The sequence below is a fragment of the Bacillus sp. 103mf genome (genome assembly GCF_900116295.1).
GTDB classification, from domain to species: domain Bacteria; phylum Bacillota; class Bacilli; order Bacillales; family Bacillaceae_G; genus Bacillus_A; species Bacillus_A bruguierae.
Genome location: NZ_FPAF01000006.1, coordinates 56,183 through 82,721 on the forward strand (window position 1 = coordinate 56,183; position 26,539 = coordinate 82,721).

Consider the following 26,539-nt stretch of genomic DNA (forward strand, 5'->3'; position numbering starts at 1 on the left):
GTCATCTATACAAATCATTAAGCATAATACTAAGTGCTAATTTATTCGCTAAGGAATTTAAAGTTCATGATCAAGTGGGAAACGAACTTATAAAATTTATTAAAAAAGAAGAAACTTAGAATGTTGAGATGAAATAGAGAGAAATAGAAAGCGACCTTTCCTAAATTATAGTTTGGCTATATCAATAGGCCCCTCTTCAACAAACCTTTCATACCATCTGTTCAGTGGAAAATGTGCAGCCCTTACTATATCTAATGTGTTTATTTTAAGAACAAACATACCTCCTCGTTCAAGTATGCTGATTAATGGTTCATATACACTTAGATATTTAATAACATCTGGATTTTTATTAGCATACTTAGCTAATTGTATGTAGTATTGTATTATATTTTTGATATATATATTTTTACCTAAAAATTCTACAGTTTTTGAGTTGCAGTAGTCAGAAATAACTACTTCTCCCTCAGAATCACCAAGTAGTTTGGCTATATTTGCAACTAGAGGTTTTATTGGTTGTATCGATTCCTCCTCAAAAAATTTAGCTAATCTCTTCAAAAATTCATAACCTAAGTTAGCTTCTGCTTCCGATGCATTTGTACCCACTACATCCCATTTTATATTATTAATTCTTACTATTGCCTCGTTCATATACATTTGTTTAACCTCAAAGTTAATAATAAATGTCTTTATCCATATTTTGAATAAAATCTAATCCAGCATCATATACCGGAAATAGATTAATCGGGTTTGGAGCTGTTAAATTTGCTTTATCATGTGCATTTTTTAAAGGATCAGGATCAAACTATTGATAAATCATGAATATTTAAAAATAAATATTTTTTCATAGTTTCAGCTGTTGTTTTGGAATAAAGTAGGATTAAAAAGATGCTACAAACGTTAATTTTAGTAGAAAGAAAGGGTTATTTACCCTTCAGCCACTTATCTCTAAACAATTCTTTATCTTCAAGTAAGTTATTCCTAGCCAGTTCATGACACACTAACCAAAAATCTTTTTGCCACTTTGTACAATCTTCCTCGTAATCCATAAGCATCTCAAGCACAAAATATGAATCAGAAGGTTCAAAATGAATCATGTCATTTTTAAAAAATAAAGCTATAAGACCATGTTCAATAGATAACAAGCACCCGTCATCATGAAATGAAATTGCAAAGTAAGCATAGTTGTCCTTCGTATAGTTAGGTAAAATCTCAAATGTAGGATTTCCCAAATAAGGATGAATTTCTTCCATACTATTAAAAGTAATGGGAGAATGATCATGATCATTTTCATTATATATCTCGTAACTCATGAAGCCTTTCACTTGCAATTCAAATAGACCCTTTAGTATATTTTCATAAACAATATCAAAGTTTTCCTTTAAATAACATATCGTATTATAAGCTTCTTTTGTTAAAGGTTGATTACTTTCTAAATACCCCCCTACCTCAATTTTGTTTTGTCCAAAAAACGAAATTGAACAATTTACGTTTATAGATCCATCCCAACAGTCATATTTTTCAGAAAAGCAAAAATCATCCACTTTATCTACCATCATTCACACCTACCTAATTAAATTTTGTTATTCATGTAACCATCAATTAAATTTGAACACATTTCTGGAAATTTGTTCACAACTAAGATCGCTTGACATGGAGCCTCTGCGTACAAGATGTTCTTGTAAAAGCCGCATCATATAAGGAAATTTGCAAGGCTATCTAACCTATCATTCACGCCTCTCCATGTAAAGAGGGTGCTTCGAACTGCAAAAAAGTCTTCATCCTTATCAAACAGCAAAGTATCCAATCTTATTTAGCGTTTACACACGAACGTACTAGAAGACCTTCATTTAGAATAATCATATATTATAAGCTCAACTTCAACTTCGTATATTCCAAATTTCTTGTCACTATAATAAATACTTCTGTCTATCTTATCCATTTTAGATATTTGTAAAAGTAAATCATTGTCTATTATCTTAAAACACCGCTTTAATGGTATTGTAGACTCTTCTTCAAAACAACCTAGTAAAAGATCCTTTATCATTTCTTGCTTCTTTGTTTTACATCTTACTCCGATATACATCATTTCAAATTGATCGTCAGGGGCTAAAAATGTATCAATTACTATGAATTCTTCTGTTTCTTCGTTTTTCAAAATATATACTTTACCAGTTCCATAATCACTTGGAGAAAATTCTCCTCCAAAAAAAAGCTTATCTTCTATGAACTCTTCTGTAATTGCAACATTTATTTCCTTAGCCATTTGAATTAAAACTTCATCTTCGATATTACTTCTCTCATAATAAAGAAGGTATTCCGTAAACATCTTCTCGATCCTCCATTTCAGATTTAATTGTGATATCATTCATCATAATTAAGAGTAATTTTAACATTTATAGGAATTCATTTTAATTTTTCGACATATAAGATTGCAGTTATGCAGAAGAGCCTGCACTTGCTTTCTCCCTCTGTTTTAAACCTTGCATGTGGCAGGAAAGGGCAACTGACCGCTTCTATGCATGGCTAGATGCTCTCGACCACCGAAAAAGAATGGTTTCATGTCCTTTTTTAAATTTGGATTTATATAGATATCCATTTATAACTTGTGAAATTACCTCTCTATAACACTAATCTGCTCAGCCCATTATCTACACAATGCCCAGAATCCTAGTATTACTCTTAATTCACTGTTAAACTATTCACTTGCAAGTGCTTTTTCTATAATTTGCTCGGCTGTTAAATCTTCATCTGAATAGAAAATATAATCTGAGATGCCTGGGTTCTTTACTGCATTTTCTACTATTAATAAAAGATTTTCAATTTCATATTCTTCCCCAGAAACATCCTGTATCTTAGTGACCATATCAATCAATTCTTTTTTTGATAGATTATCTTTTTTTCTGTTCTCATAATCAATTATTCTATTACTGATGTATTCATGACCATGATCCGCATAAAACAAATCACCTACATCAGGAAAAGTTACGAGTGACTGAAGTTCCATAATTAGTTCTTCTGTAAGTCCCAAGAGGTATCTTTTACCCATTATTTCCTTAACCAGTTTTCTTATTTTTTCTTGCTTCATCTTAACTACTACCTCCTATAATTGTTTCTTAAATGACTCCCATTCTAAAATCTCATTACTTCATCGACACGTCTACTACTAAAGTTAATATTTTGAATGGAGTACCTCAATTCAGAAGGACATCACAAACAATTCAAAAAAGTCTTGTACATAGATTCAAAATAACCTCATCTTGAGTACTATTCATAAGTAAACATAAGGTAATCTCAAAATATACAATAAAAGTTGATTTTGGAATTATTTTTTGTTTATGTTTCAGATAAAGTGATAAAATTAAACAAAAACCTTGTATAAAGGTGGAGAAAAGATGAACATTCCTAAACAATTCATTAAACCGTTTCCTGCATATGAAGAAGTATTTTATGATAATTTGGAACAGCATAAAAAACACTTTTTGCCCATTTGCTCCATAAACTTACAATGCATTGAACCACAATGGGACGAATGGTTACATATTGTGTCAGCAAAGGAAATTCACGACGGGTGTGTTGGCGATTTTACCCAACCATTTCACACGAATTTTACGAAGGAAGATACGTTAGGCTTTGATGTCGTTGACGGAAAGTATAAATTTGAAGCAGATTGGAATTACTTTGAAATTGAACAGAGCCCTTCCGACATTGTAGAGAAAGCCTATGTGCGTAATGAAAAAGACTATCAAATCCGTAAAGAATTTTTCCAACGCAATCAGAAAATTTATCCTTATTCTAGCTTTGGAAAAGAATTTACATCCGTAGAATCATTAGAGCAAGAGTTTGTTGAAAAGCAAACAAGTGGCTGGGGATTAGATTATCCCGAGGTAAATGGAATTCTGGATGATATACGTTTTATGACAGAAGAAGGACAAGATTTATTGGAAGATTGCGTTAGCGAAGACGAAATTTTTGACTATACCAATCTACTGTATGTGCCAAAAGATGAAGATGGTCATCCATTTACATATGTTGGATTTGCTACAGGCTATTATTTTCAAGTTTATGGTGCGAATCGTATATACCTATTTTTCAATAAAGAATTAAGAAAAGCAGTAATTTGTTTTGAGTATACATAAGGTACAAGAAGCAGGAGAGACGGGAAAGAGCTGTCGGCAAGCGTTTGATAGTTAAGTAAGCAATATGCACGATTCTAGCACGACACATTTAAAATTCTTTAATTGAAAAGATAAAGCATTGTAATTTTATTTTAAATTCATAAATAAATTTGTATATAATGAAATTAAAATGAAAGGAGGTAAATTATGAAAAGAACAAAAATGACATATAGCATAATGTTTAGTTTATTACTATTAACATCATGTGATATATCGAATAAAGAAATTGAACAAAAAGCACAAAATTATACAAAATCAGAATATGGTATTTCTGTTAAACTAAATCAAGTTGAAACACATGGGGACGAAAAGAATTTACTTGGTCCAGAAGTGCGAACAGCTTATGTGCAGCAAGTAGATGAACCATATTTGCAATTCCAACTATGTTTCGATGGACAAATCTCTCCAAAAGTAAATAATGATAACTATAAAATTAAAAAAGAAGCTTATGATTTACAAGAAAAATTTAATACATATTATGAAAAAAAAGTGAATAATACTATACTTACGTTCGAGCAAATGCATACGGGGGGTGCTATTTTCGATAAGAAGGCTGAGAAAGGAATAGCAAAGAAACATTCGAAGCATTATGTTACGGCAGTTTTTAGAAGTAATATCTTTTTAGATGTAAACAATCCTGCACATATGGAAAAATTAGCGGAGGTTGCAAGGAGCATTCAGGAATTTAATAAAACAATTGAAAATAATAAGATTAGTGTGGATGATATAACGATTCAGCTGCCAAATGCTAATAAGAATTTATTACAAAATATTGTAGTAGATTATGTAGTAACGGCTGCAGAAGCAAAAAAGGCCCTTGAGAAAAAGAGTGATTATATGAAAGCTTTACAGCTTACAAAGTGAAAAAGGAAATCATTTCGATTTCCTTTTTTATATTCTATTCATGCACCAGAAGATCATTAACTTCTTTAACCAGTCATGAGCGCGGATGAATTGCTATAGCTGATGATTAGTTTGACTGTATGTGGCTATTTATGAGTAGTAATGCTTCTAAAAGTAATGAAATTTGACGCTTACATTCATAAGTTATATTCTTGCTCATATGTCTTATTTTATCGTGTCAAGTCCATAATAGTAAAACAATATCAATCCCTCTTACTTATTCTTTTTCACCCATCTTTATCTTTAAATATTCAGCAATTTCTGTTTGCCCTCTTTCAATAGCAAATTCATAAGCTCCCATATCTTTCATAGTATCCCCTGTATACTTAACAGTAATATCGATACCATTCTGAACAAGATACTTTACAATATCAAGGTACCCACCATAAATCGCTGAGAATAGAGGATTTCTATTTGGATCACTAACATCTAATATTGCACCATTATCAAATAAGTACCCTACAATACTAATTTCACCTTCACTAGCTGCATGTACAATAGGCGCTGACTTTGGTACACCTTCGTTTATATTAATATCCATACCAGATTCAACTAGAAATTTTATCATATCCAGTTTACCGGCTCTAGCCGCAACATGTAGCCACGTTCCAAAAGGTGTTACAAAATCAAGCAAACTTTTATCAGTAATAATTATCTCTTTCGCTTGTGCTATATCACCATTCTCAATTAACTCATAGATTTCTATTGCTTTTTCCTTATTATCCATTGAATCCCCCCTGCCATTGTACCATTTCCACCTGGTTTATAATCTTTAAAAATACAGCTGCTATATAATCCAAGACCTCAACTAATTTTCTACAAAACTGGTGTACCTTGTTATTTCTGAATGTGCTATCTTTAAACTGGCCAGTTTAAAATAAGCTAACTATCACCTTTCTTATACGAATCTTTTATTTAAAATATCAGTTAAACAAATCATTTCATTCAAACACCCATTTCTTTTTCGTTCACTGTCTACAAATCTTACTATAAACCAACATTTACCCTGTCTATATCTAAAACATCGGAGATTCCTTTCTCACTCATTCTTTTAAGTAGATAGTCATGACCTTTTTCCAATACAAAATTTCTTTCTTCTTCATAAATAGGAACAAGTGTATAAATGTTTATATTTCCCTGTTTAGTATAGACGTTGTCCAGCCCCGGTTCTTGGGGACGACATACCATTATGCATGATAACTTTGTATTTGATGCAAATGGCTGAGGGGGTTCTCCATTTGGAAGAATAACCCCTTCTTCCAGCAACCCATCATAAATATGTGGAATACGAGCCACTTTTCTTAGCCAACCAAGAGGCCAGTAATGATCTTGATCTTTCATACTGTCTTTCTCAACTATCCAACTTGAAGGCAATTTCAGCAACAACTCTGCATATTTAAACACACCTTCTTCGTTTGAATAGTCCATAGGCTCATCACTCATACCGGTAGTTACGAGCGTTACGAAATCTTTATTCACCGATGGAGGAATTATGTGAATATTGACCGATACTCTACTACCAGGAACAATTTCACTTATAGTATTTTTAATAGGCCCAAAGTGTTTAGTGACATATTCTAAAATCATATGATGGTGATTTTGATTATTATCGTTTATTTCGGTTGAAGTAGTAGAACACCCTTTTTGATTTTCTAACAACTTAACGATTTCTCCTTGCCCTTGTTCCTTTGCAAAAGCTAATGCATCCATAGCCTTCATCGACTCACCAGTATATTTAACATTAACATCTATACCGCTTTCGATTAAAAGTTTTGCAATATCAGGATACCCATTACTAATTGCCCCAAACAACGGGTTTCTTATTGGATCACTTATATCCAGATCAGCCCCACAAGACAATAAATACCTTACTACATTAATATGTCCTTTAGAAGCTGCTACATTTAATGCTCCGCCTCCATATGATCCACCTAGTGTATTTATGTTTACACCAAGTTCTATCAATTTTTTTACTATGTCCAATTCCCCTCTAGAAGCTGCGACATGAAGCCACGTTCCAAAGGGGGTTATCATATTTAAAACTTCAACATTAGAGTCAATTAATTCAACGACTTTTTCAAGATTACCACTTTTTATAGCCGAACGAATCTCTTTTGAAATTTGTATTTTATCCATACTCTAGTTTCTCCTCATTTGTGCAATATCACCGAGATCTCTAAGTTCCTCCACTATATCATCCCTAACTTTTCTAAGTCTATCAACAACATCCCTAAGCCCTTCAATATAGGTTTCAAAAAACTTATTTTATTTCAAATAAGTAAAATCTCCCTAAATCTGGATATCATTTTACATAATTGTGTATGCTTCTTCTTTGAAACTTACACGGTTTAATTCACACTCTCATTGAATGTTTTTTACAATTTTCACTTTAATTTCGCACTTTTCATGCTATGTAATCCAAAACCACTTGTATACGCTGCGTTAACTTTTCTTTCTCATTATCAGATAGCTGTTCACCTTGAATATTGTCTAATGTAAACTCCTTCAATTCGTTTATAAAACTCATGTCTTTTATTTGTGGCATCAAATTATATCGCAATACATTTTCAGCTAAAGTTGTATACACTATCATTTTTTCACTTACTGTATTTTTGCAGTCACGCTCAAAACGCTTGCATACTTTAGCAACTACCTCATTTTCATCTGTACCCTTAGAATTGATTCCATCAAAAAATTTATTAACTTCGTCTGTTAATTCTTCATAGTACCAACATACCCTCGGGTAATAGTCTGACGGCTTTTCTTCTAATTGTTTAAGTACCTGCTCCTTTCGCAAGAGGAAATCATTGTATTGTTCCTGTGTAAGTTTATGCTCCCGTTCTATTAACATAAAGTTTATATTTGATATCGTTTCAATCATATAATTTTTGAATGTACTGAAAATCTTAGAATGTGAAACTAGAATTTCTGCAAATATTACACTGATAATTAATTTATCTGTCTCGCTTTTTTTCATTAACATATCAAACTCATCAAATGTTCGTGTAACTGCCTCCTCTCTGCTCATCTTTTCATCTTCTACATATTCACTATACGTCTCATATATATATTCTAAATACTCTTCACAACTATAAGTCATTTACAAAACCTCCGAACTTTATTATGTTGAAGTTTTAAGTGGAATAGGTGTATCACCATTATGAAGTACTTCAACTTTAATAATAGGATAGTCTTTTTGAAATCGCTGAATGATTTTATTACAACTACCGCATGTATCCTTTTCGGTAAACAATCTAATAGTTCCTGTCGCATCTTTATCGCCACCTAATCTATCCGTTACGTCATTTCATATTTTATACTCTGCATCTTCACCTCTAAGGTAATAAGATTTAGTTTAGTAATGGCATTGAAATCATTCGGCACTGGGTAGTCCCGCTTAAAAAGAAAAAGCGATGAAACGACTTGGTTTGTCAATTCCATCACTTCATTTTTACTTTATACATTCTGATTAACTTTTGTTATACATAAATTTTATTACCATATATGCGTATCTCTATAGCAAACACTATTACATAAAAAGTCTCTTTTTCTATTCCTTTTCGTTCATCTTTCGTGTTAAATATTCAGCGATTTCTGCTTGCCCTCTTTCAACGGCGAATGCATAAGCATCCATATCTCTCATGTTGTCACCAGAGTATTTTATAGATATATCTATATTATTTTCAACTAACAATTTAATAATCTCAAAATGACCGCCATATATTGCAGCAAACAGAGGATTTCTATCTGGTTCACTAGTGTCAATCTCGATATCATGATTAACGAGATATTCTACAATATCTAAATGCCCTTTTGTAGCCGCTCTTTCAAGGGCATTTGTAGAAAAAGTTCCACCCTGTGCATGAATATCTATCCCAGCATTAATAAGATATTCTATTATTTTTAAATGCCCATAAGCTGCTGCTACATGTAACCATGTACCAAAAGGTGTCATCCATGTTAACATTTCTGGGTCCTTCTCAAGTAAATCTCTTAGCGTATCCAGTTGACCACCTTTTATGGCATCTCTAATGTCTTTGACAATTTGAATCTTATTCATTTTAGTTTCCCCTTTAATTTTTACCTTCCAGAAGCAGCTTATTTTCAAAGGTCTTCTAGTATTTCAACAATATCACTCTCTCTTACTTATTCTTTTTCGCCCATCTTCATCTTTAAATATTCAGCAATTTCTGTTTGCCCAAATTCCCTAGCATATTCATAAGCATTCATATTCTTAATATTTTCTCCAGTGTATCTAGTTGAAATATCTATTCCTTTTTCAACTAGATACTCAACTACTTCTTTATGTCCACCAAAAATTGCTCCAAACAATGGATTTCTTTTTGCTAAGGCCACATCTAATTCTGTGCCTGCCTCTATTAAATACTTTACTATCTCCAAATGCCCCGCTCCTGCAGCTAATCTTAAAGGAGCAGCATCAAATATATCACCTTTTGTATTAACATTGATTCCTTTATGGATCAGATATTCTACTATTCCAAAATGTCCTTTCTTTGCTGCAACATGTAACCACGTACCAAATGGTGTCATTGAATGTAAAGATTCTGGATTATCGCCTATTAAACGCTTTACTTCATTAATATCACCAAGCTTAATAGCATTTCTTATAGTCTTATTTAGACTTTTTTCATCCATAACATTACCTCCTGTATTTCTACTCTCTTGTACTAGCTATGCCTCCTAAATCTTTAAGAGCTTCAACAGCTCTTAACCAATTAACTACTTCCTCTAAAGCATCAAGACTATGTTGTCCTATTACGGCATTTGGTGCCAAAACAAGATTTTCTTTCCTAATTATTGGATTTATCCCATACCACCTATTTTCAAAGGATCTCCACCAGTTATTTGGTCAGGATTATGAAGTGCAGCTTGTGTTTCAGTCCATTCTTTGGCTTCTGTTTCTGCTATATCAAATGACTTTCCTTCAGCCATTAATTCAGCAATCTTATCTGCTAATGCTTCAAGGTTAGTTATTATTTTAATCACTAATACATCATATGCTAATTTATTTTTTATTTACGCTACTACTAGATTTACTTTAATAACATACACTAATTAACTTTTAGTAATTTCTTCATAATAATTTTGCAACCATCCTATATCATCTTGTAAATATTCACACTCAAATTCATTCAAACATTCCTTTATATCAATACTCTTTTATAAACCTAAAATTATTTTTATATTACTTAAATCATCTTTATCAATGTTTCCTTTATTTGTACTTAGTAGCCCTATTATAGTTGAAATTACAACAATTGATTCTATCCCATTATTTTGTATTTCTTCATAAAAATCATCATAACATCTTCCAGCAGATTGTTCTGGCGTATATTTATCAATATTTAAATATATATAATAGTTCCTTGTAATCTCATATTTAATTTTAAAAAAGCTTTTTCCCATTTTTAATACCTCCATTTGTTATGTTTTCTTTTAACACAATATTTTAAAGTAAGATATCTTGAAATCCTATTTCAGTAATCACCTAAAAAATTAATAATAGACCCACTAAATTCTATACTAAAACACAAAAAAGTACTCATCGTCTATTGTAGACAATCAAGTACTTTAAGTTTGTAAGTTTATGGTTTGTTCTCAGTAACAATAATTCGTAGATTTAAAATTGCTTCTCATCTACGTATCGTTCTTATTTTTATAAATAAATATCATTATATAGCTCCATAATTGTCTAAACATCATGAGTTCTTTATTCCACACACTTATTCCCTCATATTACTATTTATGATAATTATGAGGCGAAAAGACTCATTCACTACTGGGTAGCCCCAAAAATAAATAAGTACTTTTTACTTAATCTCATCGTCATTAAAAATGGCTTCAAATTCCTCATCAGTATAATCTCTATTACTTGATAGATGATAATGATGAGGGATCCCGTTATGGTCTAGAACATGATCTACAACGCCTTCCTTATCAGAAATAACAAAAGTAATTTCATCATCACCTTCATATGTCTTGGGTGTTATATCTGCCAAAACGAGCCACGCACATCCTTTTATTCTATAAAATTCACTATAAAATCTTACGGACCTTTCTATATCATCATGTATGATCCCATGTAAATTATGCTTTTTCTGATATCGCTTAGCAATTTGAATAGTTTGACTTGCAGTTAGGTTTGTTTCCTTTTCTTCCATCACTATTTCTCATATCCTTTCCAATTAGGTAATGACCATTGTCTATTTCTAATGAAGAAAATATATCTTTGTGCTTCATATATCTCTTCGGCAATACATTTTTCCTTATTCTTCATAATTTCATTATAAACGTACCTTTCTCTTGCTGATCTTAATTATTTCAAATAATTTTCTTGTCCAAGTTCTTTAAATTGCCTAGCGTAGTAGGATTCATGAATGGAACTTAAAAGTAATTCGTCAGGTCTCAAAACCATTTGTCCAGTATAGATATCAAAGCCTCCCGCAACATTTCTAGTGAGAATTTTTCTCTTTTTGTCAAAAAAACTTTAATACCAATTTCATTCATGCCTTTCTTAAATTCCCTTAAATCTCGAATACTCCTAATCCTTAATCCATTATCTGTTAGACTAGTTTGACCACTAACAGGCATCTCTTCCCATTCTTTAAAATCAAGATTATCCGTACCCTTACCAAGTAAATTTACAAATTCAATATCTTTAGTGAGAGACCTAAATAGTATGTACGATAGAAATAACCTTCAAGATTAATGTTTCCATTTGCATAAAAAAACAGCAGGGATTTCTAGTATTTATCTCTGCTTTTTTGCTATCAACTTCCAAAATAAACTAATTTTCATTCCACATAATCGCACACATACTATTCAGATAAGATTATCAAATGAGAGTCTCTTATCTCTTTCATAACTTTTTAAATTATTTTACTTATGCCCTAACTCACTCAAATTCGTCTAAACTATTCAGAGTTTCATCACTTATGTCAGAAGGTTCAAATTCCCCCCAATTGTTTAATTGGAACGATACTCCATCTACATTTACAAAGCCACTTCTCTTATAGAAATAACCACCGCGTTCATAAAGTTTTATTACTGGCTCAAATAAATCTTTATTTTCAATAGCAATTTGATTTCCCTCATCTATAAGTGCATTTAGTTCAAGAAAGCTTATAACTATTGCCTTTTGATAACTATTCTTCATTTCATTAATTAATTCAATTTCTTCCATATTTGCTTGCGGTGATGTGATTGAATTAGAAATACTTATAAAGGGATAAACACATTTACCTGGATATGTCCGGAAAAATATCGCAGTTCTTCTTAAATACTCTTTGCACAATTGGACATTCGATTTTCTTTCTATTTCCCCAATACGACTCCAATCGATTGCTGAAATTCGCTTAATTGCTCGACTTAAATTTTCCAATTTTTTCACCCCTTACGTGTTTTTCATAATATAATCAAAAGCTCCTGGAAATTCACCTTTAGGTTGAAGAGCAGCTAAATCATGTGCTTCTGGAGGATGACTACCAAAATTTCTCCATTATGAGAATCTAAATTTCGACTTACATTTCCTCCTATTAATTATATCCAGTTTTTCATTTCAATTAAAAACTGGAAGATTGTTTACATCTTCCAGTTCAGATCATATAGACAAAAGCTTCAACAAATAACGTTATAAAGTGGAAATGTTTCTTTACCAGTAATCGAGAAACTTGCAAAATTGCATAATAACGATATTTATTCTATTTATAAAACTATACACTAGTTATTAATTTAATTAACCTTCAGAATCCTCATTATTCATAACATATTCGATATCTTCATCCGTAAATTCATTTCCTTCAAATACTGGATGTCCATTTGGATCAAGCATCCCCATCATTTTTTTATCTTTATCAGACACAATCAATGTGTAGTCCTCCATAAGAAAAGGGTTCTCTGGTAAATCTACCAATACTCTCCATGCTGGTCTAACATCATTATTATCTCTATTTTCTTTATCAATTTTGAATGTATAAGCTTCATCAAAGAAAAGTTGGTGGATGTCTTCATTAACCACTCCATCTAAGTTATTTTTCTTATGATATTGTTTCGCAATTTCTATAACTTCTTCTGGCTTCAATATTACATTAATCGTAATTTCCTCTAATTTACGATAATGTCTTGGAAAATCTCTGTCAACAGACTCTAATAAAGTGTCTAATTCTTCTTTAGTCCTATTGTGATAATTTTTCTTCCTCATTTTTTCTCCTCCTCAATCACTTATATTTCATTCGCAATCTATTTATATATTCTCTTGAATGTTGAATTGATGCTCCATCAAATAAATGCTGATTTTTCATGATTTGTTCAAATACCATTAAAAAAATGTTTTAGGCTATAAAATAAAGTATTAAACTGTTAAAAAATAGTTGTAGGCTAAAAAGTGTTAACGCTGATACACAATTATCACTAACTTTAGTATAAGTTCAACCTTCCATATTAATCCAGAAGAGCTTGCGATTTCTTTTATTCGTACTATACACAAAGGGCATTAACTAAGATAAAATTTTCTCAGTCAATGCCCTTAATTTTAATGATTCTTTACTACTTCAATCACATTCTCAATATTATCTTTCAACTCATTATTTTTACCTTCTTCATATTGATAATATCCTTGAATTCCTCTATGAATGATAGAATGCATAGTTGGATGAAATGATTTATCTGTGCACTCAATTAAAAAATTACAGAATTCCGCACTAGCTGCTGGAGAATAGAAGAACATTTCTATCAATATATCAATTGTAGCTCCCTGTATCTGTATGGCGTTCTTTTTATTTTTTAAAGAATAACCATTTATCATGCCAAAACAAAATGTTGCTACTATTTGCTTTTCTTGTTCGTTTAACATTTCTGGCACCAATTGTGAAGTATTTAAAAACTGCTGAATCATTTTTTTCACTTCACTGTAATATTCTACATCATTAGCCATTTTTGTCCCCCCTAATATATAAATATATTTCCTTCTGGGTACTTTCCATTCCACCCACAAGGAATATGTCCACTTAAATAGATTTCTAGCATTTCGTTATAAAATACTGACTTATAATATTCTTCATAAGATAGTACCATTATTATACTTACTATATCGAACTTAACAGCATGTAATATATCTTTTGGTAACCCCAATATCGTTATTTGTTTTTCAATATCATCAGTAATTTTTGGTAATACCTCTGCTTTAATTTTCTTAACCAAAGTATTCCAATTTCCATTATATATTTCTGGTTCATTCTTTGCTAAATAGCCCGTTAAATTATTACTTTCTTCCAGACAAATATTTTCCCATTCTATCCCATTCACAATCTTAACCATTTTCTTTTTATTTGATAAATAGGTATACTCAATTCCTTGAGGAAAATTGCTCTCTGTTCCACAATGTTTTAACCAATTATTAGACAATACCGCTTCCACTACAGAATTATTTAATTCCATGTAAATGCTCCTTTATTTACGTTTTGGTACATTAATTCTACCAGGAATCCTTGGAACAAAATCGTCTCCAGTTAATTTATAAAACAATTGTTGTTCTATTGCTCGTTGAACGGCCTTCTGAGCTTGTGTATCACTCAAACCAGCTGACTTTAAAGTTATATATTAGACCTTGCTTTTTACTTGTCTTTTTTGCATGCAAAAAAGACTCATTCCAACTCATCATTTAAGTTGGAATAAGCCTTTTAAATTTATTAAGCGTGTTTGGCAAACTTTTTAGCGTTCGATTTGTTGATTGTATCGTACAATCCCACTTCTAAAAAGTAAACCCACGAATTAATTTTCATGTACATAGTGTTTATCTAATATTAAATTTATGTCTAATTTCTTTCAAGCAGGCTTCAACTTCCTCTGCATTATGTGAGTTCCGAGATACATAATTTTTACTGACCTCTTTTAAATAATTATAAAATGTTTCATAGTCTACAATTGCATAGACTTCCACACTTGTTACTGGCGGAATCGTAGTAAAGTTAACTCCAGTATCTCCAAAATACTCCTCATCATGTGATTGACATTCGGTAGCAAAGTAGCAACTTGTAAATCCAATTCCAAATCCCTTAGCAAGTTTAAAATGATGTAATGCTTCTAAGAAATATCCGTCTCCAATGGTATGAAAATAAGCTTCCATATTCTGAACTTTTTCCTTAAAATTTTCTGCGTAATAAATTTCATTATCCATTATCACCATTCTCCTTATACTATTGTTGAGGTAACACATGGAAGAAACTTTTACTTCTCCAGTTGATTTATCAATATAACCTATAAATTGTAACCAAATAATTTAAAGTTTTTTAATCTATTCATTCCTTTAATAAAACTTAAAATGGAATCCTTACTTAACATCAAATTACTTAGATATAGTAAATAATCGAATTCATCCTCATCATCGCCAAAAGTTAAAACGAATGGGCTTATATATGGTTTATATGTAATATCACACACAACCTTATCTGTTATTTTAACTTGAAAATTACGTTTCCCATCATCTATTCTCTCATTTATACAGGTTATCTCATCAGGATTTGCCTCATATTTCTTCTCATTATATATAAAAAAGAATTTATCTGAATTAACATAAATACCTATCAATTGTCCATCTTCACTAAATCCTCCCACGCCTTGTCTAACTAACTGTACTTTATTTTTTTCAACTATTGAATATCCACTAGGTTCTAATATAATATATGTGCCAATCTTAGGGTAATTATTCAGTATTATCATAAGCTCCCCCTCCTAATGCACTAATCCTAATAGTGTATTTATCACATCATCTTTTTGCATTGATTTTTCAATTATAATTTTCCATACTTGTTCATCTGATTCATAAATTCCTTTATCAATGTATGAATCTTTTATCTTATTAAACATACTTTCAGCTGTTGGTCCTATTGGATTACCGTATTTTTTAATATTTCTTTCCTCTAAACCAGCTCTCTCCTCAGCAGTCATATTTCCCCTTGCTGCAATTTTTTGCTGTAATGATTTTTATAGTTTTCAAGAAAAAAGCACTTCTAGATTTATCCAGAAGTGCTTATACTATTACTTATTTAATATTATATTTTTCTTTGATTTTCATCAACAACTCTTCAATAATCTCTTTCTTTTCAGGATTTTTCCCTATATAAAATTCACATGCTGTTTGCAGGTATTCACATAATTCTTCGTGGGTCACGATGTCTTCCCATTCTTCGTCTATACCGTAATAGAATAATACTTTATTTTCTCCGAAATACTCTTCATCACTTTGATCAAATTCATCTGAATATACTACGCCAATGGTATCTCGTCTTTCAACATCCTCTTTAAGAAATCCTTTTAAAATGTCTACAAAATCATAATTAAACACAAACTGTCCTAATACAATAACGGTATAATTCTTTTTTAAGTTCTTTTGTTCAAAAATATCATAAAACTTTTCAAACTCTTCTTTTCTGTTTTGCATTTGCTCTCACTTCCTAACTACTTATTGCCAAATTCAAAAACAGTTCAAAAATGGCACATTCTAGAGGACTATGCAATCTTGATATTAACTTATTAGGAAACCTTGACCGGAGTCAAGGTTGAAGACGTACAATCTTAGGTCCATCTATAATACTTGATACACCTTTCTTGAAAAGGGATTCTATCATCGAGCAGCACTTCTTCTTGCAGCAATTTTGTTATATTCTCTATTTTTCCAATGAATAGTGCGAAGAAGTCGCCCGAATTTGGATATGAAAATAGTCCATACCCCTTTGGTGACAGTATTTTGTTGACCTCCTTGATCTTTTCAGGTAAAAATTCATAATGAAATGCTTCTAATTTCTCGAGTTCTTCTTGTGTTGCTAATTCAATTTGATGGGCAAATTCGTAATCAAGAATAAAATTGACAATTTCTTGGTATTGCTCACCTTTATAGTCAACGTATAAAAACTGTTTCGTCGTTAATCCATATTTTAATAGATCTTCATGTAAGTCATAACTTCCTTGCTCCTTCAAAAATGTTTCCAAATCCTTGCTATCAGGAAATATAATCTGTGCTATCCCTTTATCAGGCATATTAGCTTCCTCCCTTTTATTGAAATAATTCTCCATGCTTGTTAGGAATATATTCCGGGTAGTTTTTACGATAAAATTGATCGATCATCTGAAGCACGGGATCCCATTCAGGGTATGGCTCACGTTCTCCAAATACCATTTTCGCTTCTGGAGTATTCATCAGAAAATTATCGAATTGAGTAGGTACTGGCAACCCTAGTTGTTTCCTTACATGAATCAAGAATAAGATTTCAAAAGGATAAAATCCGAATCCGAAATCACCAAATTCACCGAACTGTCCGATTTCAGAAGCTAATGCAGAATGATACTGTGACATTATCAAAATTAGATGTTCTATTTCTTCTAAATCACCAGTCGACCAACGTCCCAGCACTTCATCATAAATGTTCAGGTCTTCAGGGATTAAGTCGCATCGTAGTTCAGCTTCCTTAAACTTATTTATCACGGCTAGATGCAATTTTTCATTCGTTCCCATGATGGTTTTATTTTTATACTGCAAGTATAGCTCTAGCAAAAACCAAATATGTCTATCCTTTTCATTGGCATTTATTAAATGTCCACCGAAGTGATGAGCAATAAAATCATATAATATATTTTCTTCTTTCTCCCATCCATACATTGCAAAATGAACTAACGTGAAGACGACTTCGCTAAACGAATATTCCAAGAACATCCCTGGATACTTGCTTGTATAGAGATCCTGTCCCATGCACTGATAAAATAATACTTTCTGCATGTTCTTTAATCCTTCTACATTGTTTCCACCGCTGATCAATACATCATTTTTCCATAGTGACAAGTAATATGAAGAAATTTGGTTTAGATTTATTAATAGTATGTGATCTTTCTCTGTTTCATTTTGCTCAACGATTTTCTCGTTCTCTTTTCTACTAACATTATATTTATCTTTCACATCTTCAAACTTGATTCCATCCACAAAATTTTTGCTATATCTTCTAAAAGCCATTTCTAACTTTTTTTGGTTTATCATTGTATCCTCCCTATGAATTAATCTATTTTCTTATTCCAGTCCTTTACCTGTAACTCATCAATACTGAATCCAGTATTAGTGATCTTGATATCTGTTTCAACTCTATTGAACTACCCCCACCCACCGTTGCGCACTTGAGATAGGGGTTTTCTCGCCAGATATGATAAAATCGAATTGTAGATGAGGACTCTCCTTCATTAGGTGAATCCATATTAAACACCCATTCATGGGTTATTTTACCACTATTTTGATTAGAACGGTGAATGTTCCCCCTTAATCTCATCATCCATAATCTTACCTCTCTCTAGATGATACTTATTGACCGTAACCCTTTCTTTGCTTCGCTATCATTGTACCGTCCCTAGCCAGTTCAAAACCTTTGAATGTAGCTGCTATATTCCCGATTTTTATCTTTAAACTGATCAGTTTTACATAAACTAACTATCAGCTTGCTTATACGAATCTTTTATTTAAGATATCAGTTTCTTCTAAAACAAAAAGGGCCATCTCATAAGCAAGCAAAGCTGACTTATAGGACAACCCTTTTATTTTAACTATCTATTAATCATGCAATTTGTTTAAAAACTCAGTGAAGTTACTTGCCACATAAAATACATTTTCTCTTGCTACTTCCTCTGCTTCTTCTGCTGTAATCCCTTCACTTTCCATCAGTGCTTCTTTTTCCCATGCACCCTCATGTTCCCAAAAAACCACTATCGGTTGGTCCCTACGACCTCTAAAATCAAAACAAATTAAGTTTTCAGCGGGATCAAATCCAATTGGAAATAACTCACTAGGCAAGGTATCTTTATAGTCGCCATAAGTTTCAAGTATAAACTCTTCACTCTCAGGATTAAAAGATAATAGTGAACCAAAAACTCTTTCAATACCTTCAACATCAAAAAGCATTGGTTCAACATGTCCTCCATTATTTATCGCAACACATTCTATATAGTCCATCGGAAAATCAAAACCAGTACCTTTTAAAGTTTCTTTGACATCATCTGTACTAATTTTTTTATATGTATACTTCCATACTAAATTACTCATCTAATATCTCCCCCCCATAATTTGTTTCCTCCTAAATGGCTTAAACTATGTTTCTTTTTAATTACCAATTGCATTTTTCCAGGCACTTGATGATGATGCCAAGTTAAATCCGATATACGTGGCAATCCTATTTTTATTTCTTTTAACTGTTTTGGAGTAAATATTTCTTTTAGAATCTCTCCCTTCTCTATAGCCTTCTTTAACATTTGAGTACACTCTTTAAACTGTATATCATCTGGCTTAATATATAAACTTTGTAACTACTCAGCCATACACTTCATTTAGAAGTTTTGTAAGGGGTATGATTCCAGTAAAAACACGCTTACCCATAATTACTGCCATGAAGATAAAAATGGGCCAACGCCTCGCTGCCTTTCTCTGTTTTAAAACTTTGCATGTGGCGGAAATAGGCCCTGACCGCTACTATACATAGCCAGTCCCTCCCTGGCCATTTAAAAAAATGCTTTTCTATCGTTTTTTCATAAAGTGACTGAGTAGTTACAAAAAAAGATTGATTACAGTTCTTGATCAATCTCTGATAATCTTTTGCCATGTTATTCTTCCTTTCTTGGATAAAATAAAAAACGGGGCTGTCTCATAAGTCCCTTTTGAAGTAAAATCACATGAAATTGAAAAGGCAGAAACGTTGTTAAATCAACGTTTCTGCCTTTCACTTTTTATTCAATTTTGGCTAAAAAGCCCCTTTTGGGACAGCCCCATGATAAATGAAAAATTAAATTATACTATTTTTTTGTTTTTCTCATATAATCATGATATGGGTCGGATATATTATCTCCGACTTCTTCAATTGCATCTTGGATCTCTTCTAATACTTCTGGTGCTATATTTATATTATCTTTAATAGATTCAAGCATTTTCTTGTATGTTTTTTCTAAACCTAAATTTATTAAAAACGATGTAATCGTATCTACATCATCATAATTTTCTGTATTCCATAACTTACATAGCACATCATCTAATTCACCTTTTACAGGATCTTTTAAAATTTCATATGTATCTCCTTGTCTCATCATCAATTCTTCTATAATGTCAAAAAACTCTTCTTTTGTTAATTTACTTGCTTTAAAATCAGTGATAGCTTGTTCAAATAATACATACAATTCATCAACAGACACTCCTTGCATTTCAGAATAGTCTTCTTTTTTCATAACTTTTTTTCCATTTTAATTACCTTCCTTTAACTGGAACATGAACTTCATTTAAATTCTGTTTTTTCGTCCATAAACCATCTATTGTTACTTGTTTATTTCCTATCTTAATTTGAGCAGTCTACCTTGAACCAGATGCTGAATCTGGATATTTCATTGCCGCAATAGGATCTGATTCATGCCATCTATATATAACTGACTTATCTTTTCGACATGTGGCTTAATGCAACCCAAGCCAACGAAGTACGGCTTGGGGAGTGGTAGCGATTTCTGATAAAAAGCCTTGTACTGCCTCTTTTATGGATGCTTGTGTCGGATGAAATCGGTTGGCAATGACCTGTTGTTTTAACTATTTCCACAGTCTTACAATTGGGTTCAGATTCGGTGAATATGGAGGAAGGTATACCAACATCAGCCGCTCTTTCTGTTCATGCAAAAAGTTTTGTACGGATTTGCTTTTATGAATGCGATCGTTGTCGGTGACCATGACCACAAACTTATCTTCATATTGCTTTAGCACATAGAAGAGGAATGACAAAAAGTCTTCCTGTTTACAGGAAGACTTCGTCTGATGTACGACTTCTCCTGTTTGGGCGTTTACTGTTCCAAAAACGGTTACGCTGGCATGATGACCATAAGTTGGAATCTGTTTTTGCGATCCCCGTTGTGACCAAGTAGCGTGTAGACTTTGATATGCTCGCACATGCGTCTCGTCTTGATAGAGAAGAACCATATCGTCGGTCAGCAGTTTTTTCTAATCAAAGTAATTTGATGTCGGAACATACGCTGTTTTTTTGGATCTGCCTTCTTGAGTGTGTAGGTCGGACGGGTATAACTTAACTTCAACCGCCAAAGCATGCGTAAAACACCTGTAGTCGACATTTCTACATCATACGTACGACGCAAATATTCCCGAATGACTGGTGTAGTCCAGGACACAGCGCTTCCCAAGCCTTGATCTGTCAGTGTGCTCGTTAGAATGCTTTCTTTGAGCGCCTGTTGTTGGTCGTCCGTTAGAAAACATGCGCATCCCGGTGCCATTTTACGCTGAAGAAGGAGGTCCATGCCACCTTCATTAAACCGTTTTACGTATTCGGAAACAGACTGGCGATGGATCCCACAAATCTCGGCTGCTTCTTTGCCCAATTTTCCTTGCATGACGAGACGCACAGCCATAATACGTGTGCGAAAAAATGCATTGCTTTCCTGTTTTTCTTGTATCCGCAAGTCAGTAATCGTAAGGCCATGTGTATTTGTAATCTTCAAACGCTTTATCATAATCCGCTCCTTTTTCTTGTCCTTGGAACCAGTATGGACAAGATTTTGAGAGAATAAGCACAGAAGATGAAGAAACTAGTCAGTTATATATAATTAAATAATCGTAATCCGTATTTAAACATGCAAAAAAAGCACTTGTCGCCTGTTATAGACAATCAAGTGCTTTAAGTTTATAAATTTTCTAAGTTTATTAATATTTGCAAGTTTTATAAGTTAGTTTAGTATTGACAATATGACATCTTTTTTACCACATGGCAAGTGTAACGTTTAAACCCTTTAGCTTGTTTAATCTCGTGTGTTTGTTGCTTATGCCATCCATAAGTGGTCCTTGTAAATAAATTGTCATCTCGCCTATTCTCGCTCTTATTGCTTAATTGTTAAAATAACACTCCTTGATGGTCTAGCCTTCATGAGTTATTAATTCGAATTCAAGGAATCTTTAACCGTAAACAAGTTTTAAATGACTCTGTCATATTATACCTTGTATTTATCGCCACGTAGTAATTCCATATCATACTGCACTTAACCTAAAAATTTCATACTTGGAAGTAAGCTTTGTACGTAGAGTATAGCTCTTATTATCATTAATATTTACCTAAAATAATATACCTAGATTTATATTATCATAATCGATACGCAAAAATCCTTCCATAAAACAGTTCAACATAATTAACTTGTTTCATGTAACGCTATTACGCTAAATTTCCGAGACATTCTGTACACCCATCTTAATTCTGGAAAATATTAAAGATGATATATTTCATTCAACACTGACTAGCCTCTTTCCTGTTGCCAAAACAATTCATAGAATGACTGAATTTTATTATTTTATTTCTTCTGGTTTTCTAAATAAGCAAAGAGTATCTAGTGCCTCAAATATGTCATCTCCAAACTTAAATAATGAATAACCATTTTTCCCAAAGACCTTACCCGATTTTGAGATAAACATTACTAAATTTCCACGATATGCTTCTCCAATTACTACGAGCGGCTCTTTTACTCGTACCTCAAATTCCTCAAAGTCTTCTTTTTCATAGTAATCCCCAACAACTTCTTCTGGGCTAAAATGAAAGGTTTCCAAACTTCCATCCGGATGCTTAAATTTATATTCAACCCCACCAAATTGACTTAATGCATCCACCACTGGGTTAAACACTTGATATCCCATCGCCTCTAAAAATTTTACTGTTTCGGTTAATTCAACCTTATTATTTGGATTCCATCCCGCTTGTAGCAATATATCTCTCGTTTCATCTGATAAATTTTGCATAAGTATCCTCCCTATTTATTCAAAAGTTCTATTCACGAAAATCATTAATGAAATCTAAAAATGTCTCTTGACAATTTTTACATGGCGCTTTATATTTCCCATTACCATTAATCGTGCTTATTAATATATCATCTATTTTTGAACCTGACCATAATAGCTGGTTGACTGCTTGAATCTCAGCACAATTTTCAACATGCCAAATTTCGAAACTCTCATCATCCTTATAAGGATTTTTGGGGTCATTTTTGGCTTTCTTCCTTGTTCCTTGTGCTATCTTACCTAAGTCTGGATGCAGTTCCATTACACTTGGATTGAATTGTCCTTCTCTAGCTCCATTATAACCAAATGTTATTTTAGTTTTTTTACCATCTACCCTTGTTATGTCTACAGCGGCACTTATTACATCCGGTTTATATTTCCCTCCACCAAATCCATTTTCATCTATAGGTTTTTTGATTCCACCGTTCTTAAGAAACTTAACATGTTCATCTAACTGCTCTCTTGCAAAATCTTTGGCAACCTCAACTTGCTTTTGTCTACTAACTTTATCCGTACCCTTAGCAAGTAGATTTACAAATTCAATATCTTTAGTGAGAGACCTCAATAGTATGTATGATAGAAATAATCTTCAAGACTATTTTTTCTATTTACATAAAAAACGGAAGGGGTTTCCAATACCTATCTCTGCCATCTTTAACTTCTAAAATAAACCAATTTTCACACTCTATTATGCGTATTCTTAACAGAGCATAATGTTTAAATTACAACATCTTGGTATCCTATCCTAGCTACTTCTTCATTTATTAGACGAATGCCTACCCCATTTTCTATGTCCCATGTACAGTCAAATGTTAGTCCAATATATCTGCCTTCAAAGCGTCTAGCAGATGGGACATAGATTCCAACTGGCCTAATTGTTTCAAGAAGCTGATCAACCGTTTCAATTAAGGGATAATTTTCATTAAAGGAAACATCATATCCAAGCTCATGTCTTTTTTGTTTATAATAATCTAAAATTGGTTGCAAAATACTTTGTTGAAGATGTCCCCAATTTTGTATTAAAGAATTATACGAAGCATACTGTTTTTCACTAAATTCACCGTCTTCTTCACTATCTATCATCAAAACAATATCGGTTTCTTTTCCACAAAACTCAATGGTAGTATCTCTAGCCCAGACATAATCATATTCAAGCTCACCAAAAACTACATCATTCATTTTGAATCCCTCTTTCTATTTATTGTAAAATAACCCCATCTTTCAATTTTTTAGTTTTACAAGGGAACCAAGATCAATCATTCCTTTGAATGCCCTTGTTGTTGCACCTAAAACCGGAATAGCATGGATCGCTCCAAATAATCAATTCTCTATTGGTTCTGAATTACTTAGCTTTCTGCCGATTCCACTAATTCAAACCCATTTACTCAAAAATATTGACGGTACCGTTAAATTTATATCGTTTTAATGTAACTACTTAGCCATACATTTCATTTAGAAGTTTTGTAAGGGGTATGATTCCAGCAAAAACACACTTACCCATAATTACTACCACGAAGATAAAAATGGGCCAACACCTTGCTGCCTTTCTTTGTTTTCAAACTTTGCGTGTGGCAGGAAAATGTCCTGACCGCTACTACACATAGCCAGTCCCTCTCGACCGCTTAAAAAAATGCTTTTCTATCGGTTTTTCATAGAGTGACCGAGTAGTTACGTTTTAATAATTATTATCTACCATTTTCATAATATCTTCTTTAATGATTGTATTACTTTGCAACCCACCTCCAATAGGATAATTTTCTAATAAGTGTTTTTTTACTTCATTAAGACTTTCCATCTTAAAAAATTTAGATTCAATAGCAAGTTCAGTTAATCTTACTAGTGTTGTATCATCTATTACTTCTATTGGTTGTGGAAAACAATAGTCATTTTCTTTTTTATAAGCTTGCCAAGTCGTATATGAAACAGCATATAAAACTGAACCTAAAGCATCTGCTTCCTTTTTATCTTTTATCCTAAGAACAAGTGTAGCAAGATTTAGATAATCTTCACCATCTATATAGCCACATAAATCATCTGCTTCTATTTCTTCATCTTCAAGCCATTTCCAGCAACTATCTAATGCTTCTCTACAAGTTTTATACCCATTATCATTTTTACCTATTAATTCAAACATGCTTTCAGCTATTATTAAGCCGATTACAACTTTAGCATTTTCATTAATACTTTCTATAAAATCCATCATTAATTACCACTCCTATTCTGTAAATTGGAGAGGATAAAATATTTTGTGTAAATGAAGAAATACAAAATATTTTATCCTCTCAGTCGCTTGCTATTAACATAATAAATTGCAACAAATTAAATTTAATACTACTCTATAATTATTTTTGTAGTTAGTTTTACATTTAAATGTATCTAGTTTGAAATATATCCAGACACTTCACTTATTTCTTCTTTTAAAGCTTTTAATTCATCTTCGTTTAAATTATACTTCGATAAATCTAACATATTAAAACTTTCAATCTTCTTTTTCAAAACTTGTTTAAAATCATCACCTAATAGTTTTCCACATCTAGCAAATCTAGTAGCAATTGTTATAGACATGACTATTTCATCAAGCTCATTCTGTGGTTGGTCATAATACATACATTGTGATGCTGCAACATCATAAGTACTTCCTTGTTCTATCCACATGTAAAAAGATTCCAAAGTTCTAAACTTACTTTCATAAAAATTGTATTTGTTCATCAAATATAACCTTCTTTCTATTTTTTTATCTTACATATTACTTCAATATCTATGTTAGGATATAATTTTTCAAATTGTTCCATTACATCTAAACAAATTGGGCAACATTCCAATTCAGTAAACAATTTAATTTTCCCTGCTATATTATACTTAGCTCCTAATTTATTTTATATTTTTGAAAATATTTTAAATTTAGTATCAACATCTCTTAACCACGCTCCAGCTCCAGCTACTACATTGTTTCCTCAAATCCTACTTGCACAATCAAAACAGCCACCGCTGAAATTTCCTTCTTCACGGGAATAGATGAGCACATCATCCAAACAGTCATAAGAGAGTTGATTAACAGTACGAGCTTTGTCATTCTCGTATTTAAATGTACTTGAGTAGTAAGTGTGGTGATTATCCTAAAATTCACAGTAACCATTCTAGTATGTTTGCTAACCATCATGAGTATTTGATTCAAAACTCATATTGCTTTTCACCCTAAATATCTAAAAGTAAAAACCTTGAAAGGCAAAAGCCAATCAAGGTTCTTATATTGTGCTATATTTCTTGCATACCTATATCTAATAAAAAATTTATAAAATCATAGGCAAGCTATCAAGATTCAATAGTTGTTCGATCAACAAAATTTTGATTCTCTTTAATAATCATTCTTGAAAGTCGTCTTCCTGCTCTCTTAAAAAAGAATTCATCAGCAAACTCTTGTGAATCAATTTGCGATAGCTGGTTGATAACTCCATTTTTTTTATCATATTCAATTCGTCCCATTAAATCTTCATTCGGTCCATATTGATATACTACCCTCTCTTCATCCTCAAACTCCTTCAACATTAAAACAAAAACTGCCATGAATCTTCACTCCCCATAGTTTTCCGCCCAATTCCAAGGCCTTCCA

Annotated in this window: 37 protein-coding genes and 1 pseudogene; 2 read left to right on the forward strand and 36 right to left on the reverse strand. The window is 32.2% G+C overall.

Annotated elements, in window-relative coordinates:
- Positions 1–165: 165 nt before the first annotated feature.
- From BM350_RS15520 to BM350_RS15535, 4 genes are all read right to left on the reverse strand, one after another.
- Entirely contained in the window at positions 166–654 is a 489-nt protein-coding gene (locus BM350_RS15520) for a hypothetical protein (protein ID WP_090920357.1), read from the reverse strand.
- Between the two features lie 266 nt (positions 655–920).
- The gene (locus BM350_RS15525) at positions 921–1,556 is read right to left on the reverse strand and encodes a hypothetical protein (protein WP_090920354.1); all 636 of its coding nucleotides are present in this window, start codon (positions 1,554–1,556) and stop codon (positions 921–923) included.
- 287 nt (positions 1,557–1,843) lie between these two features.
- On the reverse strand, positions 1,844–2,326 hold the full coding sequence (locus BM350_RS15530; RefSeq protein WP_090920351.1) for a hypothetical protein: 483 nt from the start codon (positions 2,324–2,326) through the stop codon (positions 1,844–1,846).
- 369 nt (positions 2,327–2,695) lie between these two features.
- Positions 2,696–3,085, reverse strand: a complete 390-nt coding sequence (locus BM350_RS15535; protein WP_090920348.1) for a hypothetical protein — start codon at positions 3,083–3,085, stop codon at positions 2,696–2,698.
- Between the two features lie 307 nt (positions 3,086–3,392).
- Between BM350_RS15535 and BM350_RS15540 the strand changes: the two genes are divergently transcribed.
- Positions 3,393–4,136, forward strand: a complete 744-nt coding sequence (locus BM350_RS15540; RefSeq protein ID WP_090920346.1) for a siderophore biosynthesis protein — start codon at positions 3,393–3,395, stop codon at positions 4,134–4,136.
- A gap of 186 nt (positions 4,137–4,322) precedes the next feature.
- Positions 4,323–5,039, forward strand: a complete 717-nt coding sequence (locus BM350_RS15545; protein WP_090920343.1) for a hypothetical protein — start codon at positions 4,323–4,325, stop codon at positions 5,037–5,039.
- 256 nt (positions 5,040–5,295) lie between these two features.
- On the opposite strand, the gene BM350_RS15550 is transcribed toward BM350_RS15545, so the two are convergent.
- From BM350_RS15550 to BM350_RS15730, 32 genes and pseudogenes are all read right to left on the reverse strand, one after another.
- Positions 5,296–5,805, reverse strand: a complete 510-nt coding sequence (locus tag BM350_RS15550) for an ankyrin repeat domain-containing protein (RefSeq protein WP_090920341.1) — start codon at positions 5,803–5,805, stop codon at positions 5,296–5,298.
- Positions 5,806–6,065: 260 nt separating this feature from the next.
- The gene (locus tag BM350_RS15555; protein WP_090920338.1) at positions 6,066–7,214 is read right to left on the reverse strand and encodes a suppressor of fused domain protein; all 1,149 of its coding nucleotides are present in this window, start codon (positions 7,212–7,214) and stop codon (positions 6,066–6,068) included.
- Positions 7,215–7,482: 268 nt separating this feature from the next.
- Positions 7,483–8,178, reverse strand: a complete 696-nt coding sequence (locus BM350_RS15560; protein WP_090920335.1) for an Imm3 family immunity protein — start codon at positions 8,176–8,178, stop codon at positions 7,483–7,485.
- Between the two features lie 21 nt (positions 8,179–8,199).
- A pseudogene (locus BM350_RS27615) lies at positions 8,200–8,373 on the reverse strand (deaminase domain-containing protein); the annotation flags it as partial.
- Between the two features lie 255 nt (positions 8,374–8,628).
- Positions 8,629–9,138: an ankyrin repeat domain-containing protein gene (locus tag BM350_RS15570; protein ID WP_090948266.1), complete on the reverse strand. Its 510-nt coding sequence runs from the start codon at positions 9,136–9,138 to the stop codon at positions 8,629–8,631.
- Between the two features lie 86 nt (positions 9,139–9,224).
- Positions 9,225–9,734: an ankyrin repeat domain-containing protein gene (locus BM350_RS15575; RefSeq protein ID WP_090919120.1), complete on the reverse strand. Its 510-nt coding sequence runs from the start codon at positions 9,732–9,734 to the stop codon at positions 9,225–9,227.
- Positions 9,735–9,902: 168 nt separating this feature from the next.
- Positions 9,903–10,085, reverse strand: a complete 183-nt coding sequence (locus BM350_RS15580) for a polymorphic toxin type 15 domain-containing protein (RefSeq protein ID WP_244548020.1) — start codon at positions 10,083–10,085, stop codon at positions 9,903–9,905.
- Between the two features lie 174 nt (positions 10,086–10,259).
- Positions 10,260–10,505: a hypothetical protein gene (locus BM350_RS15585; RefSeq protein ID WP_090919118.1), complete on the reverse strand. Its 246-nt coding sequence runs from the start codon at positions 10,503–10,505 to the stop codon at positions 10,260–10,262.
- A gap of 404 nt (positions 10,506–10,909) precedes the next feature.
- Positions 10,910–11,260, reverse strand: coding sequence for a hypothetical protein (locus BM350_RS15590; RefSeq protein WP_090919116.1), 351 nt, complete (start codon positions 11,258–11,260; stop codon positions 10,910–10,912).
- A gap of 734 nt (positions 11,261–11,994) precedes the next feature.
- The gene (locus tag BM350_RS15610) at positions 11,995–12,480 is read right to left on the reverse strand and encodes a hypothetical protein (protein WP_090919109.1); all 486 of its coding nucleotides are present in this window, start codon (positions 12,478–12,480) and stop codon (positions 11,995–11,997) included.
- A gap of 354 nt (positions 12,481–12,834) precedes the next feature.
- Complete coding sequence (locus BM350_RS15615; protein ID WP_090919106.1) at positions 12,835–13,299, reverse strand: hypothetical protein; 465 nt, start codon at positions 13,297–13,299, stop codon at positions 12,835–12,837.
- Between the two features lie 16 nt (positions 13,300–13,315).
- A complete protein-coding gene (locus BM350_RS15620; RefSeq protein WP_280141391.1) occupies positions 13,316–13,417 on the reverse strand; it encodes a zincin-like metallopeptidase toxin domain-containing protein in 102 nt (33 codons plus the stop codon).
- A gap of 212 nt (positions 13,418–13,629) precedes the next feature.
- Positions 13,630–14,031: an Imm48 family immunity protein gene (gene imm48 / locus BM350_RS15625; protein WP_090919104.1), complete on the reverse strand. Its 402-nt coding sequence runs from the start codon at positions 14,029–14,031 to the stop codon at positions 13,630–13,632.
- Between the two features lie 11 nt (positions 14,032–14,042).
- Positions 14,043–14,534, reverse strand: coding sequence for a hypothetical protein (locus BM350_RS15630; RefSeq protein ID WP_090919102.1), 492 nt, complete (start codon positions 14,532–14,534; stop codon positions 14,043–14,045).
- A 355-nt stretch (positions 14,535–14,889) separates the two neighbouring features.
- Positions 14,890–15,273 (reverse strand): ribonuclease toxin immunity protein CdiI, encoded by a 384-nt coding sequence (cdiI, locus tag BM350_RS15635; RefSeq protein WP_090919100.1) that lies wholly within the window; start codon positions 15,271–15,273, stop codon positions 14,890–14,892.
- A gap of 80 nt (positions 15,274–15,353) precedes the next feature.
- Entirely contained in the window at positions 15,354–15,815 is a 462-nt protein-coding gene (locus BM350_RS15640) for a hypothetical protein (RefSeq protein WP_170857726.1), read from the reverse strand.
- A gap of 12 nt (positions 15,816–15,827) precedes the next feature.
- Positions 15,828–16,043 (reverse strand): hypothetical protein, encoded by a 216-nt coding sequence (locus BM350_RS15645; RefSeq protein ID WP_244548021.1) that lies wholly within the window; start codon positions 16,041–16,043, stop codon positions 15,828–15,830.
- Positions 16,044–16,137: 94 nt separating this feature from the next.
- Complete coding sequence (cdiI, locus tag BM350_RS15650; RefSeq protein ID WP_090919099.1) at positions 16,138–16,536, reverse strand: ribonuclease toxin immunity protein CdiI; 399 nt, start codon at positions 16,534–16,536, stop codon at positions 16,138–16,140.
- A 134-nt stretch (positions 16,537–16,670) separates the two neighbouring features.
- Positions 16,671–17,132: a hypothetical protein gene (locus tag BM350_RS15655; RefSeq protein WP_090919097.1), complete on the reverse strand. Its 462-nt coding sequence runs from the start codon at positions 17,130–17,132 to the stop codon at positions 16,671–16,673.
- 16 nt (positions 17,133–17,148) lie between these two features.
- Positions 17,149–18,123 carry a hypothetical protein gene (locus BM350_RS15660; RefSeq protein ID WP_090919096.1) on the reverse strand — a complete coding sequence of 325 codons (975 nt, stop codon included), beginning with the start codon at positions 18,121–18,123 and terminating at the stop codon, positions 17,149–17,151.
- A 561-nt stretch (positions 18,124–18,684) separates the two neighbouring features.
- Positions 18,685–19,173: an SMI1/KNR4 family protein gene (locus tag BM350_RS15665; protein ID WP_090919094.1), complete on the reverse strand. Its 489-nt coding sequence runs from the start codon at positions 19,171–19,173 to the stop codon at positions 18,685–18,687.
- Entirely contained in the window at positions 19,170–19,418 is a 249-nt protein-coding gene (locus tag BM350_RS15670; RefSeq protein WP_348272208.1) for an HNH endonuclease, read from the reverse strand. The genes BM350_RS15665 and BM350_RS15670 overlap by 4 nt, the downstream gene beginning before the upstream one ends.
- 77 nt (positions 19,419–19,495) lie before the next feature.
- Positions 19,496–19,726, reverse strand: a complete 231-nt coding sequence (locus tag BM350_RS15675) for a hypothetical protein (protein WP_090919090.1) — start codon at positions 19,724–19,726, stop codon at positions 19,496–19,498.
- Between the two features lie 190 nt (positions 19,727–19,916).
- Complete coding sequence (locus BM350_RS15680) at positions 19,917–20,342, reverse strand: hypothetical protein (RefSeq protein ID WP_090919088.1); 426 nt, start codon at positions 20,340–20,342, stop codon at positions 19,917–19,919.
- 349 nt (positions 20,343–20,691) lie between these two features.
- Entirely contained in the window at positions 20,692–21,075 is a 384-nt protein-coding gene (locus BM350_RS15685; RefSeq protein WP_090919086.1) for an IS630 family transposase, read from the reverse strand.
- Between the two features lie 8 nt (positions 21,076–21,083).
- Entirely contained in the window at positions 21,084–21,617 is a 534-nt protein-coding gene (locus tag BM350_RS15690; RefSeq protein ID WP_090919124.1) for a helix-turn-helix domain-containing protein, read from the reverse strand.
- A gap of 826 nt (positions 21,618–22,443) precedes the next feature.
- Positions 22,444–22,890, reverse strand: a complete 447-nt coding sequence (locus BM350_RS15695; protein WP_090919084.1) for an SUKH-3 domain-containing protein — start codon at positions 22,888–22,890, stop codon at positions 22,444–22,446.
- A gap of 28 nt (positions 22,891–22,918) precedes the next feature.
- The gene (locus tag BM350_RS15700; protein WP_090919082.1) at positions 22,919–23,494 is read right to left on the reverse strand and encodes a hypothetical protein; all 576 of its coding nucleotides are present in this window, start codon (positions 23,492–23,494) and stop codon (positions 22,919–22,921) included.
- Between the two features lie 152 nt (positions 23,495–23,646).
- Complete coding sequence (locus BM350_RS15705; RefSeq protein ID WP_090919080.1) at positions 23,647–24,108, reverse strand: DUF2004 domain-containing protein; 462 nt, start codon at positions 24,106–24,108, stop codon at positions 23,647–23,649.
- Between the two features lie 496 nt (positions 24,109–24,604).
- Positions 24,605–25,132 carry an Imm6 family immunity protein gene (locus tag BM350_RS15710; protein WP_244548022.1) on the reverse strand — a complete coding sequence of 176 codons (528 nt, stop codon included), beginning with the start codon at positions 25,130–25,132 and terminating at the stop codon, positions 24,605–24,607.
- A 173-nt stretch (positions 25,133–25,305) separates the two neighbouring features.
- Positions 25,306–25,638 (reverse strand): hypothetical protein, encoded by a 333-nt coding sequence (locus tag BM350_RS15715; protein ID WP_090919078.1) that lies wholly within the window; start codon positions 25,636–25,638, stop codon positions 25,306–25,308.
- Between the two features lie 603 nt (positions 25,639–26,241).
- Entirely contained in the window at positions 26,242–26,493 is a 252-nt protein-coding gene (locus tag BM350_RS15730) for a hypothetical protein (RefSeq protein WP_035431854.1), read from the reverse strand.
- Positions 26,494–26,539: the final 46 nt, after the last annotated feature.